Source organism: Methanothrix sp. (assembly GCF_016706325.1).
GTDB lineage: Archaea > Halobacteriota > Methanosarcinia > Methanotrichales > Methanotrichaceae > Methanothrix.
This window is the reverse complement of the sequence record NZ_JADJJX010000001.1, coordinates 302,525-315,759: the sequence shown is the minus strand read 5'-3', so window position 1 is coordinate 315,759 and position 13,235 is coordinate 302,525. Positions and strand designations below refer to the sequence as shown.

8 protein-coding genes and 5 pseudogenes are annotated in these 13,235 nt (G+C 44.6%); 9 read left to right on the top strand and 4 right to left on the bottom strand.

Translation table 11 applies throughout. From position 1 onward, the window contains the following. Window positions 1-54: 54 nt before the first annotated feature. Window positions 55-1,230 (bottom strand): argininosuccinate synthase, encoded by a 1,176-nt coding sequence (locus IPI63_RS01635; protein ID WP_292476266.1) that lies wholly within the window; start codon window positions 1,228-1,230, stop codon window positions 55-57. 103 nt (window positions 1,231-1,333) lie between these two features. Here IPI63_RS01635 and IPI63_RS01630 point away from each other — a divergent pair, with 103 nt between their 5' ends. The 4 genes from IPI63_RS01630 to IPI63_RS01615 all read left to right on the top strand — a co-directional run bounded on the left by IPI63_RS01630 (window position 1,334) and on the right by IPI63_RS01615 (window position 4,430). Further along, window positions 1,334-2,428 (top strand): radical SAM/SPASM domain-containing protein, encoded by a 1,095-nt coding sequence (locus tag IPI63_RS01630; protein WP_292476265.1) that lies wholly within the window; start codon window positions 1,334-1,336, stop codon window positions 2,426-2,428. Between the two features lie 416 nt (window positions 2,429-2,844). Then, complete coding sequence (locus IPI63_RS01625) at window positions 2,845-3,483, top strand: Era-like GTP-binding protein (RefSeq protein ID WP_214066433.1); 639 nt, start codon at window positions 2,845-2,847, stop codon at window positions 3,481-3,483. 20 nt (window positions 3,484-3,503) lie between these two features. Further along, window positions 3,504-3,848 carry a DUF2073 domain-containing protein gene (locus tag IPI63_RS01620; RefSeq protein WP_292476264.1) on the top strand — a complete coding sequence of 115 codons (345 nt, stop codon included), beginning with the start codon at window positions 3,504-3,506 and terminating at the stop codon, window positions 3,846-3,848. After that, window positions 3,849-4,430: a Zn-ribbon domain-containing protein gene (locus IPI63_RS01615; RefSeq protein ID WP_292476263.1), complete on the top strand. Its 582-nt coding sequence runs from the start codon at window positions 3,849-3,851 to the stop codon at window positions 4,428-4,430. It abuts the gene before it with no gap. Window positions 4,431-4,547: 117 nt separating this feature from the next. Here IPI63_RS01615 and IPI63_RS01610 read toward each other — a convergent pair whose 3' ends face one another. After that, window positions 4,548-4,955, bottom strand: a complete 408-nt coding sequence (locus IPI63_RS01610) for a hypothetical protein (RefSeq protein ID WP_214066436.1) — start codon at window positions 4,953-4,955, stop codon at window positions 4,548-4,550. 359 nt (window positions 4,956-5,314) lie between these two features. Between IPI63_RS01610 and IPI63_RS01605 the strand changes: the two are divergent. Beyond that, window positions 5,315-6,406 (top strand): annotated as a pseudogene (locus IPI63_RS01605) (IS1 family transposase). A 2-nt stretch (window positions 6,407-6,408) separates the two neighbouring features. Here IPI63_RS01605 and IPI63_RS01600 read toward each other — a convergent pair. Further along, window positions 6,409-6,849 (bottom strand): annotated as a pseudogene (locus IPI63_RS01600) (transposase); the annotation flags it as partial. 151 nt (window positions 6,850-7,000) lie between these two features. On the opposite strand from IPI63_RS01600, the pseudogene IPI63_RS01595 reads away from it, so the two are divergent. From IPI63_RS01595 to IPI63_RS01585, 3 genes and pseudogenes are all read left to right on the top strand, one after another. Next, window positions 7,001-7,729 (top strand): annotated as a pseudogene (locus tag IPI63_RS01595) (IS3 family transposase); the annotation flags it as partial. Window positions 7,730-7,947: 218 nt separating this feature from the next. Next, complete coding sequence (locus tag IPI63_RS01590) at window positions 7,948-8,586, top strand: hypothetical protein (RefSeq protein WP_214064575.1); 639 nt, start codon at window positions 7,948-7,950, stop codon at window positions 8,584-8,586. Window positions 8,587-9,462: 876 nt separating this feature from the next. Then, window positions 9,463-10,634 (top strand): annotated as a pseudogene (locus tag IPI63_RS01585) (IS256 family transposase). Here IPI63_RS01585 and IPI63_RS01580 read toward each other — a convergent pair. Continuing rightward, on the bottom strand, window positions 10,614-11,525 hold the full coding sequence (locus IPI63_RS01580; protein ID WP_292476260.1) for a transposase: 912 nt from the start codon (window positions 11,523-11,525) through the stop codon (window positions 10,614-10,616). The pseudogene IPI63_RS01585 and the gene IPI63_RS01580 overlap by 21 nt on opposite strands. Before the next feature lie 157 nt (window positions 11,526-11,682). On the opposite strand from IPI63_RS01580, the pseudogene IPI63_RS01575 reads away from it, so the two are divergent. Then, window positions 11,683-12,918 (top strand): annotated as a pseudogene (locus IPI63_RS01575) (IS701 family transposase). Window positions 12,919-13,235 lie beyond the last annotated feature (317 nt).

Sequence of the window (13,235 nt, the reverse complement as noted above, 5' to 3'; positions counted from 1 at the left end):
CAAATAAATGCTCTCCTTTATCTCCCCTCTTCTCCTTTTTCCCTTCTTCTCCTTTCACCTCTCCTTTCTCTTCAGCAGCCTGGCCTGGAAGCCATGATACTTGGCAAAGCCCTCAGCATCCTTCTGGCTCAGGGTCTGGGAGTCGAAGGAGACCATATCCTGGGAATAAAGGGCATCCGGGGACTGGCGGCCTACTGGGACAGCGCTGCCGCAGAAGAGCTTCATCCTGACTGAGCCGTTCACTCTCTTCTGAGACTGATCGATGAAGGCATTCAGGTCTGCATAAAGGGGATCCTCCACCAGGCCCATATAGGCCAGCTCAGACCAGAATTCGTCCACCATGACCTTGAAGCGAAGCTCATTGCGGGATAGGACCAGCCGTTCCAGATCCTTATGGGCCGTCAAGAGGATGGTGGCAGCAGGATGCTCATAGTTCTCCCGTGCCTTCAGCCCCATCACCCGGTCCTCGATCATGTCCGTCCTGCCCACACCGTGCTCGCCACCGATCTGGTTGAGCTTCTCGATCAGCTCCAGGCCGTTCATCCCCCTTCCATCCAGTGAAATGGGCACGCCCTCTTTGAACCCGATCTCAACTATCTGAGCGGATCTATCAGAGCTCGGGGTCTTGGTCCAGTCGTAGATCTCCTCCGGCGGCTCGAAGTAGGGATCCTCCAGTTTGCCCCCCTCGATCGAGCGGGACCATATGTTCTCATCGATCGACCAGGGTTTATCCTTGGTCACAGGCACATCGATGCCATGCTCGCGGGCATAGTCTATCTCCCATTCGCGAGAGAGGTCCAGCTCTCTCATGGGGGCTATAACCCGGCAGTCTGTAGCCCTGAATATGGCCTCGAAGCGGAGCTGGTCATTGCCGCGACCAGTGCACCCATGGGCCAGGTTCTTAATGCCCAGCTTTTCAGCGATCTCCGCCGATTTGCTGGCGATGAGGGGGCGAGCGATGGCCGTTCCCAGGACATATCCCTCATATGAGCCATTGGCCTTGATCAGGGGGAAGAGAAATCTCTCCACGAACTCCATCCTGGCGTCTACAGTATAATGCTCATCTGCCAGCAATTTCGCTCTGAGGTTCCCCCTCTCTATATCCGACCTCGGCTGGCCGACATCCACCAGAACGGTAACTATCTTATCAAATCCATAGCGCTCCCGGAGGAGAGGAATGCAGACTGATGTATCCAGGCCGCCGGAATAGGCCAGTACAACTTCAGACACTTTGGCAACACCATTTCCGTACAGGAGGATGGATCGATTTAATCTTATCTCTTCCTTCCCCCTGGGCGATAACTCTATAACTGCACTGAAAAAAGGATCTCTGATGACCCAGCTTATCAAGACGGCCGCTCTTTGTGTGGACTTTGATAGGGATGCTCGGGCCCTACAAGCCCAAGGCGCCCTGGCGCGAATGATCCAGCCGGTTTTGAATATGGCAAACCAGAGGCTGGAGGAGGAAAAGCCTGCCCAGGTCAGGCTGAAGGATCTGGTCGCCAGCACCTGGCTTCCGCCCATTCCCAGCGGCCCGTTCAAGAGGCTGCTTATAAACGAGGCGCGGATGGCAATAGGGAGGCCTGTTCCCCAGACCGTCTCCATAGAGGTCACCAGAAGCTGTGGCGCTAAATGCGATCACTGTCTGATAAAGGAGGGGGAGGGCGAGCTGAGCTTTGAGGAGATAAAAGGAGTCATCGATCAGGCCCTGGATATGGGCACCTGCATCATTACCTTCACTGAGGGCGATCCTCTCCTGAGAGATGACATCTTCGATCTGATAAGATATGTAGACCGGGAGAAGGCAGTGGTGAATCTGTTCACCCCCGGACTGGAGATGACTGTGGAAAGAGCAGTCAAGCTCAGAGAGGCGGGGCTCTACAATCTGATAATCGGAGTCTATAGCACTGTTCCCGAGGAGCACGATCAGGTGAGAGGCGTTCCCGGCGCTCAAGCCAAGGCTCTGGAGGCGATCCGCATTGCTCTGGACACCGGCCTGATGGTCACCATGTCCTGCCACATTCTCTCCGGCCAGGTGGACAGGATAGTGGAGCTTCACCAGCTTGCCAGCGAGATGGGGGTTCAGGAGCTGTCCATCTGGGAGGGCATGCCCAAGAATCCAGAGCAGGCCTTGACCCAGATTGAGAGGGAGAAGATAATAAACCTCTACCGCAAGATCAATTCCACCCCGGACGGCCCCCGCCTCTTCGCCAATACCTATTTCGAAGGGCAGATGCTGGGATGCATGGCTGGAAGGAGATGGATGCATGTGGCTGTTGATGGCACAATCAGGGCCTGTCCGTATATGCGGGATAGCTATGCCGATATCCACGAGGTATCGCTCAAAGAGGCCTGGAAAAGGCTGCGAAGCAGCGGTCAGTTCGATGGCTTTATATCCCATTGTCCGGCGCAGAACATGTCTGCCTGATGCCAGGCCATCAATTGAATATCGCAAACTTTTAGTATATTCTGTGGACATACTCCGCGGTCATGCTCAGTGGCCATATTCTGTGGCGTGGCCATGCCGGTTCAATCTTCAGCCATATTCCCAGAACCGGCCTTCAATTTCATCTCCGAACAGGCCTCAATTTTTATCCCATGTAAAAGAGATTTCAGGTTTTATATATAAAAATATTAAACAATTCTTTTCAGCATATCCGTCTGATCGAGATCCGGGAGGGACTTTCCCTGACAAAAATAATTGATTTCTGGAATATAAATGGTTGCTTATTATGATATTCATAAGATAGTGAATATTTCTACCCTGCCGGATGGATGACGGCTGAATAAAAGACATGGAAAATTATTAGTACAGATATGTCCTAATCTCATCTGAGGTAGTACATGGGTTTCATGAGCAGCTTCAGAGAGAACCTTGGAGCCTGGATAAAAAAGATCTTCAAGAAGAAGAGGGCTAAGATCGGGTTATACGGCCCTCCCAATGCCGGAAAGACCACTCTGGCCAATCGAATATTGAGTGATTGGAGCGGAGGAGACTCCATGGGAACGGTCTCTCCCATTCCTCATGAGACCCGCAGGGCGATGAGGAGAGAAGGGCTGGTAATCAATGCCAATGGATCGAGCATCGAGCTGGATATCGTTGACACGCCGGGGATGGCGACCAAGATTGATTTTAAGGAATTCATGGCCTTTGGGCTGTCTGAGGCCGAATCCAAGAAGAGGGCCAAAGAGGCCACAGAAGGAGTCATAGAGGCCATAAAATGGCTGGATGACCTGGATGGAGTGCTGCTGGTTATGGACTCCACTGAAGACCCCTATACACAGGTCAATGTGACAGTGATAGGAAATATGGAAGCGAGAAAGCTGCCCCTCCTCATTGTGGCCAACAAGATGGACCTGCCCAATGCCTCACCCTCCAGAATCAGCGCTGCCTTTCCCCAGCATTCCATTGTCCCGATCTCCGCTTTAGAGGGATCTAATTTAGACGACCTTTATCAGGCAATCGCGAATCACTTCGGGTGATCTTGATGAGAGAAGTGCATATGGACCTAATCTCCGAGGAGAAGCTGGAGAATATGACATCTATGGAGAAGATCAGGCTCATACTGGACAAGGTGAAAACGGGAAGGATCGTTGTCCTGGAGAGCGGCCTGACTCCGGATGAGGAGGTGCGGCTCATCGAGATGACCATGACTGAGATCAGGGTTGATGAGTTTTCCGGAATTGAGATCGAGAGCTATCCATCCAAGAAGGGAGGATCTTTTTTAAACCGGATATTTGGAAAGGGCTTCAAGGGCAGGATGACGGTAATCGGCCCGGCAAATCAGATTCACACCATTGAGAAGGACGAGTTTCAGATCAGCACCAAGGTCTCTGTGGGGGATTGAATGCCTCACATCTGCACCCGCTGCAATAGCGTTTTCAAGTCAGGAGAGGATATCCTCAAAGGCTGTCCATCCTGTGGCTGGAAGAAATTCATGTTCATGCGCAAGCTCCCACAGGGCGAGGATATGCCAGCCGCAGGAGAGGATCAGTTGATAACCAGCGCTATGGGAGTAAGAAAACCTCCCAAAGCAGAGAGACATGTATCCTCAAGCATCCAGCCGTCAAGAAAAGAGCAGTCCATCGGCAGGTCATCCATAGATGGATCAGACCCAGACAGATCAGCTACAGATAGATCGGTCGTGGACAGATCAGCCATGAACAGATCGGTCCCAGATAGATCGACCAGAGGGGCTGCTCTCCCTCCCAACCACCCGGGGGCAGACCATCGGAGCGATGACCGCCAGAATAAACTCCTATGGCCGGGAGAGGAGAGAGCCCTGGAGAGCGTGAAGATCACAGCTCCAGGAACCTATGAGCTGAACCTGCCATCTCTGTTCGAGAGGGATGAGCTGATCATGGCGGTCAAAGAAGGGACCTATTTCATAGATCTTACCTCTGCCTTTAAAAAGGGCAAGCGGGATTGAGAGATGGTTTTCAGTCAATCATTAGATATCTTGATCCCGATTATCTTCCAGCAGCGAGATCTCTTTGCCGTCCACCTCAGCTCTGCTGCCATCTCAATCGCATTCCTCTTTGATCCTTCAAGCTCCACCGAATATGGCTATTGGCGGGGTGATGACCGAAGCACCAGAGGAGACCGCCTGAGGCAGAGTGAAGACTGTTCCTCCAAGATTGCCTGCATCGGCATTCTTAACGGCGAACATGGGGGTGACTGTGATTGGTGAAGCCCCTTTGATAACAGTTGCAGGGACAGCAGGCTCTATCTTCTTCCCAAGGGTGCTCAGATCCATAACATTGCTCTCTACATCGCCTCCCAAGGCGGTGGGTGCGATGGTGGGCATGGTGGGAGATATCTGGGGAAGGGTCAGGACACTTGCTTTTGATTTCTTATTTATTGTGCTCAGATCAAGAACATCTGCAGCGCTGGCTGCAGCTATAATGCTTGATAAAAAAACAATAGCAACGACGGCTGTGAGAATCGACTTCATTTATGAACCTCCTAATGAATGGGTGTGTACCCCATCAATTCTCGTAGTTGGGCTTTTACCATTTATTCTTTTTGCCTATTGAATGATGGGCTGCATCCTGGGCATCATGATAGGCATGATGCAGATTAACTATCATAAATGGCGAAGAGGTATCAGCAAAATCAATAAATTCAAGCGATAGATAAATTCAAGCGATAGATAAATTCAAGCGATAGATAAATTCAAGCGATAGATAAATTCAAGCGATAGATAAATTCAAGCGATAGATAAATTCAAGCGATAGATAAATTCGGTCGTGAATCTACAATCGGCTGTTATTTATATAACCTATTCCTATATGCTACATGGGGTGTAGCAAAATGGGCAAAAGAGGTCCAAAGCCTCGATTCTTGGATGTAGCATGCCCGAATGAGCAGTGCAATCTATTTGGAATTGCTGGGAAAGGAAACGTCACTGTGTACGGAACTTACAAGATAAGCTCCGGCAAGGTCAGGAAATATATTTGCCACACATGTGGTACCAGATTCTGTGATAGAACTAACACTGCATTCTATGACACAAGAACAAACGAAGAAAAGATCAAGCTGGCTCTAAAAATGGCCATGCGTGGAATGAGTGTCTTAGGAATAGCTGAGATCCTTGAGTCAAAACCATCTACTGTAAGCACTTGGATCTCGAAAGCAGCAAAGCATAGTGAAAAAGTCAATGAAGTTGTCTTGAAGGATGTAGAGACCCCAAAGGTAGAGATGGACGAGGCATGGACTTTGTGGGGGAAAAACACTACCCAGAGAAGGTGAATACGAAGATAAAGGAACTTGGATCTGGATAAGCATGGCTGCAAATTGCAGGTTGGTGCTTTCACATGTTATCGGTGAGCGATCTCAGGAAAATGCAGATCAGCTCGTTTCAAATACTGCCAAAAGACTCAGATCAATGCCGCTCTTTGTGACAGATGGATTAAGACTATATGCAGCAGCTCTTCGAAAGCAATATGGAAAACTACAGCCGTTCGCACCAACAGGCAAGCGAGGGCGACCTCGAAGTCCTAAATTAATCGTAGATGAACTATTACAATATGCTCAAGTCATTAAAATGAGGGTCAACGGTAGACTAAAAAAGTGGTCAAGAGAATCATATTTGGCAAAGATATAGACCACAAAATGATATCTACCAGCTACATTGAACGGCAAAACCTGACATGCAGACAAGATAATAACCGCATATCAAGGAAAACCATAGGTTTCTCTAAGGAGACTGCAGAATTGAATAACCAAATGACCCTATATTTCGCGCACTTCAACTACTGCCGAAAGCATCGTGCTCTAAAATATAGAAATGAGATGGGCATAACGAAGTTCAATAGTCCCGCGAAGCAAGCTGGCTTAATCGATCATGTCTGGAGCTTGCAGGAACTCTTGACTTTTCCATATTACAAAACTCAAACCCATTAGAGGCTCACGACCGATACTTCAGAAGGTGAGATATTTTCTAATCCGAATTCAGAAAACACTTTTTCGACTTTTCTTGTTGCCACTCCCGCGAGATAAGATTCAGCAACAGCGACTCTAACAGATTCTTCTACTCGAGAATATCTCTCGAAGACAGTGGTCTTGAACGGGAATTCTCTGATTTGAGGTTTTTCAAGCTCGATTTCGCCGTGAATAGTCTTGAGCTTTCGCGGTCGTGTTCCATTCCTGTGCGCCTTTCTCTTGCCAGTGCGTTCATAGGGGCGGGCCTGGATCTGGTTCTCTGCTTCCTGCTGCATTACCTCATTTAAGAGCGTGGTGGTTAGCTTCTTCATGCACTCTTTCCGATCTTTCACTTACAGGGAAAGAGTCCCGATCACAATCGGGACATCGACAAGATAATCATCTGCTAAGTCAGTTGTATTCATGGCTCTGTGTCCCTCCTGAGTTTTGCGACTTGGGGATACAGGGCCAATTATAATACCTCGCAGAATAACTTGTTGCTATCTCGCGGACAGCAAGTCGTTTTCCGCTACGGAATATTACTGAAAATTTTACAGCAAAATCGTCAGGCTACCCGAGATTCGAGATATTGCTCTGGAATTTCCTGGATATGGCCATCGAAGGATAACTGCAGAGCTCCATCATCGCGGCTATCCCGTCAACCAAAAGCAGGTGCTAAGGCTCATGCCTCTGGATAACCTGCTGTGCCATAAGAAGAATAAGTTCAAGCCAGTAACAACCGATTCCAGTCATGGACTGCCGGTGTATCCAAACCTTCTGAAGAACACCATTGTGACCGGAGTGAATCAGGTCTGGGCGTCGGATATCACATACATCCAACTGCGGCATGAGCATATCTATCTGGCAGTGATCCTGGATCTCGCCAGCAGAAAGTGTATCGGCTGGGATCTGGGCCGGAGTTTGGGAGGCCAGCTGGCCATGAATGCATTGGCCAAGGCATTGAGGAATAGATGGTCAGAATCTCTAACTGGGCTCATCCATCACTCAGATCAAGGGGTGCAGTATGCATCTAAAGATTATGTTGACTGTCTTAAAAACCATAATATTCTGATCAGCATGTCCAGAAAAGGAAATCCATATGACAATGCGTTTGCGGAGAGCTTTATCAAGACTCTAAAGGTCGAGGAGGTATATCTTAATGAGTACGGAACGTTTGTTGATGCCTATGAAAACATCTGGCATTTCATTGAGAAGGTTTACAATAAGAAGAGACTGCATTCGGCACTGGATTACATGTCTCCGGATCAGTTCGAATTGGAGGTTGCTTTAAATACCATTGCTTAACTACCTGTCTACTATCAGGGGTTCACTCCAGGGCGATATACGAGGAGCTGGGAGAGAAACAAGGTGGAAGCTGAGGCGAAGCCATCTTCGCATGAGTTGATTAAGCGATCAATGAGTATGACGGCTTTGGGATCTAGCAATGGGCGGTATCCAAAGACCAAGCATATGGTTGCAGGAACCTCGGAGAATGTTTTAGAAAAGGCCGAGGCTAAGAGCTGGTGGCAATTCTGGCGGTGAAAGAAATGGACGCTTATATCATTATATCACTAATGGTACTGATTCTAATAGGAGTTATTGCTTTAATTCTTCAAATGATTACCCCAATGTTGGGGTTCTTGAGTGTATTGGTGGGCCCGTTTTTTGGTGCACTTGTTGGTGTATATTTAGGATTCAAACTAAATGATGAACATAGAAAGGAGTTAGAAGAAGAAAAACGATTATTTTTCATGAATTTGCTTATGCATGAAGCAAAGGAATCGATTAAACTTTTGGATGGTAGCGTAAATTTAATACCTATAGATGCGTGGAATTCCATAGTGAATTCCGGAAATATTGCTCTTTTTAAGGGTAAGGCAATAGATTTAAGCGCCATTTATTTTCAAGTGAAAAATTATAATTATGAAGCATTACGAGTAAGGGACGCCGTGGAAGAAGAGCGTCTTCACCCAACAACTACAGATAGAGATCACGCTTCTAAGCTTCAAAAGAACTTCCATGACAATATCAAACCAGAAACATTAGATCGTCTAAGAGATCTTGAAGAATGGCTAACTCAGCTTGAAGTTGAACCGGTAACCACTAAAGTAAAGCTCACTAATGTTTTGGGCGTTAAAGGTTCCGACGGTAAAGAGAAATAGGGAAGCAAGGCGAAGGGCCACCAAAGACGAATAATAGGCACAATATATCGCCATGTGGCACAGCACACCCAAAGTATAAGCCTATTTACCTTAACATCAAGTCGGAAAAGGCCAAGGCAAAGAGACAATGGTGATTCTTCCATGGAAAGAAGAGATCAAGAAAAAGAGCTGGTGGCAATTCTAGCGGTAAGGTTGAGGCGATACGGCAGAAGCGACCGATAATCGAAAGAAAATTCCTGCAAGTGAGATTCTGACCAAGATCCGAAAGGGGGAGACAGGTGAGTACGATAACAAAATCATTGGAGGAGAATACGGCATTGCTTTCTCTCCATTTACTGTTTCCCCTCAAGGTATATTACAGGCTTCATTGTCAATTGTGTTTATCTAATTACCATCTTTAAAATCTATTCTTAATTATAATTTCTGTAGCACGATTTAAGGGCCCATCCTGGTGCTTATGAATTCACCTGCCGGCAGGTGTTCTTTAAGTGATCGAAGGATGGCATGGCTGGACAAGCCCTAAACCGCCCTTTAGTGTATTCGCCGACTCAATTTTGACCCCCCTATTTAAGGAAACGCCAATTCGTTTTTGACCCCCCAAGAAGGAAAGCCTTTCCTCTCCAAGTACTCTGAAAGGGGTAGTGTCTCGAAAATGCTGTAATTTCGTAGCCGCCTTGTATCCTACTATCATTATACCCTCTCCCAAGATCACCAATATGGTATGGCCCTTTTATCAATATTTAGATCATCCAACAAACAAATCAACGTTTGGGTCAAGAAAATTATGGCAGTGTAGCTAATTTTCTGTAATTTGATAATAAGAAAGATATAGGCCCTGTATCCAATCCAATCTTGGCAAAAGGAGGAAACAGGACCATGATACCAATAGAACTCCTAGAAGATTATCTTATCGATCAAGATGATGGAATAAAGAAGCTTCTGACCTGGTTCTTGAACCTGGTCATGCAGCTGGAAGCAATACAGCAGGCTGATGCAGAACCGTATCAGAGAATTGACTCCCGAAAGGCACACAGGAACGGCTATAAGGAACGATCTCTGAAAACGCGAGTAGGAGAACTCAGGCTTAAGAAGCCTCAATTCCGGGAAATTTCCTTCGAGACCAAAGTTTTTGATAGATATTCGCGCGTGGAGAAGGCTCTGATCAATGCCGTAGTCGAATCGTACCTTCAAGGAGTCTCAACCAGGCGAATCCAGGATATCGTATCAAGACTTGGAGTTGAGAATCTATCCGCGTCTAGCGTTTCCAGGATATCTCAAGAGCTTGACGAGAAAGTAGAAGAATTCCTCAAGAGACCGATTGATCATCCTATTCCTTATCTTTATGTAGATGCAAGCTACTTCAAAGTAAGAGACAATTCAAGATATGTCTCTAAGGCCTTCATGATAGTCATGGGAGTCAGAGATTATGGATATCGCGAGATACTGGGAGCCAGAATAGCAGATGGCGAAGACGAACTCTTCTGGTCTGGATTGTTTCAGGACCTGGCAGATCGAGGATTATCTGGAGTGAAGCTCGTAATATCTGATGGCCACAAAGGAATTCAGAAAGCAGTGGAGAAATCATTTCTGGGCGCCTCATGGCAGATATCGCTGACTGAAGTCAGCGAGAGTTCCGACAGAGTCGGAACATGTGTCATGTTCATCTGATGCGAGCAGTTCTGAGGAACGTTGCCAAGAAGTACCAAGAGGAGATAGCAGAAAAAATCAAGATAGCTCTCGAAGACGAAACAAAGATGCAGCAATTGATTCAAGAACTGGAAGATCGAGGATATTCCAAATCCGCGGATACGGCTGAGCGCTTCAGATTCAGCTTATGGAATTACAGGGCGTTCCCCAGAGAGCATTGGCGGAGGATCAGGACGACCAATGGACTGGAGAGGATCAACAAGGAGTTGAAAAGGAGATCAAGAGTAGTAGGCGCATTCCCGAGCGATAAATCGTTCATGAGGTTAGGCGTGTCGATATTGATAGACATCAACGAAGAATGGATGACAACTAGAAAGTATTTATCTATGGATATGGAGTAATGAGTGGGATAACAGGGCCTGTACAAAATTACAGAAAATTCGGCACACTACCAAAATTATTCGAGCAACCCTCTTTTCGATGCTAACCTTCGTATATTGATGGTTTCGGTTCATTCCTAGAAAATTCTTAGCTATATTAAAGAAATCTTCAATATTCGACCTTATTATCTTGAAACTCTCCCATTCATAGATTAGTTTTTTGAAAGCAACTACAGTTCGTTTCCAAATGGCCAAATTATATTTTTTACAAAAAAACAAATCCAAAGGTGGATTTAGGTTATGAATTATCTTCTCTAAATTTGTGTTTTTCCTAGGATATATGATCGGAACGATATTAAATCTATTGATGATAGTCTGATAATTGTTTTTTGACGTAAAACCCTTATCACAGATGATTATATCTTCCGATTTGATAATTCTGGAGCGATATAGCTTATCGAGGAAAGGAATAAGCATTTTAGAGTCATTGGGCGAGTTTTTGAAAATTTCAAACCCCAGGATCTCATTATCCTGATTTATTGCCAAAATCAACTTAAATCCGACATAATATCCTATAGATGGACCATATGAATATTTATATTCTTTATCTCCCTTACCAATTCTATATTGGTTTCTCCACAAATTAAGGTCGATAACGATAGAACTAGTGTCAATAATTACTGTTTCTACCTTTTTATCCCTCAATCTCTTTCTAAGCTGAAATAATCTTTTAAAAAACGTGAAAATCAATTCATAATCGAGATTTGACTGCATCTTGTATATTTCATTTGCTTTTAACTTTAAATTAATCCTTAAAAGCCTCTTTAAGGCAATATTTTCATTTATTTCGGAAACAAGCCTTGAAATATCTCTTTCAAATAGATCCGATAGGATTAAGACTTTGATTGACAATAAAAATTTATCTTTGTCATATGTTTTTAATCTACCCGCCTGTACTTTCCAACTTTTAGCTTTATTTATAATATATTTTGATTAATTCAAATCTCAAACGCGATTTTAAAATTTAAAGTTTTTATACTTGGATTGATTTTACTCGTATGGGAGTAGAATGATCAAAATAGTAAAGGTACCATTACAATTAGAGCCGTTCTTGAAAAATTTGAGGATCTCTTTACCAAACCGAGCTATTGCTCATTTCGAGACCTATGCGGGGCTCTGAGCGTATGTGATAAATCCAAGACTGTCGCCAACCTATGTGATACTATGGCGGACTGCAGTAAAGGTAAAAAGGCACGTTCTTCATATAATTGGTTTTAAGCGATGCTAACTGGGATGAGAAATGAGGTCGCGCAGCGTAAAGTGGATCTTTTCATCGATAAATTATGTTTAAAAAATAATGATAAAATACTGCTAATAATTGATGATACATATAACGAAAAGAATGGAATCCAAACGGATGGTGTTGGTAGATTTTACGATCATAGTAAAGAATCCTACATTTGGGGTAACAATTTTGTTACCTCTGTAATCCAGTCAAAAGGATTATTCATTCCACATAAGGCTAAGATGTACTTCAAAAATAGCGATGAATGTGTGAATTTCAAGACAAAGCTGGAAATTGCCTTTGATGAGATAATTGAACCATTGAAGGTCCCAAAAGGGATGGACCTCTGTATAGTTTTCGATAGCTGGTGGTCATCCGAAGACTTAATTAATAAATGCATAAATTTAGGGCACAGCGTAGTGTGCCAAATTAAATCCGATAGAAAAGTTGGGATAAATAACATCATGAAATTCCAAGTTAAGGAAATGGCAAACCAAATTGATGAAAAGCATTTCACCAAGACAATTATCAATGTCCGGGGAAAGAAAAAGACCTATTACACATTTGAAAAAAAATGTTATAATTGATCGCATCGGAGAGGTCAAACTTGTTATCTCTAAAAGAAAGAGAGACGGGGGAACAAAGTATATCATAAGCACCGACAAATCCCTTTCTTCGAAAGAAGTCATATCTATTTACGAGGATAGATGGGATATCGAAACAGCCCACCGAGAAACAAATCAAAAATTGGGGTTCAAAGATTATCAATTAAGGGATAAAAACTCCATTGAGAGATTTATCCAACTTGTTTTTTCAGTATGGGCTGCAATTCTCTTCTGGGAAATAGACAATCCATCAGCAAAAGACGGCTCAAATCCAAGAACAATGGGCGAGATGATCGATCAAGTAAAAATGCAGGCACTTGGAGAAACATTTGAATACATCATGATGTATTTTAATTTACCTGTGCCGAAAGGTGGACTACTTCATGTGCTTAAAGGTCTAGGATTGAAAATCTAACGAGGAGAATAATTTGAATAATAAAAAATTAGGAGAAACTTGGAAAGTACAGTACCCGCGATTTTATTAGCTCTTGGAGAAGCGATAATCTCAAGTAATTTGACGACTATAATCCATTTTGGATGCCTGATATCAGGAATCAAGGGAGACAACATAATATCCAACCTCCTTTGGTTGTGCAACCTGATATTAGGTGTCCAAATTACTTAACAGTTTTCATAGCTACTTGAATTCGTATCTTGAACATCCACCTGAGTTTAATCAAAAAAATATTCTAAATTTGTAAGTTAAATTTGAATTCAGCTCGAATGAAGCCC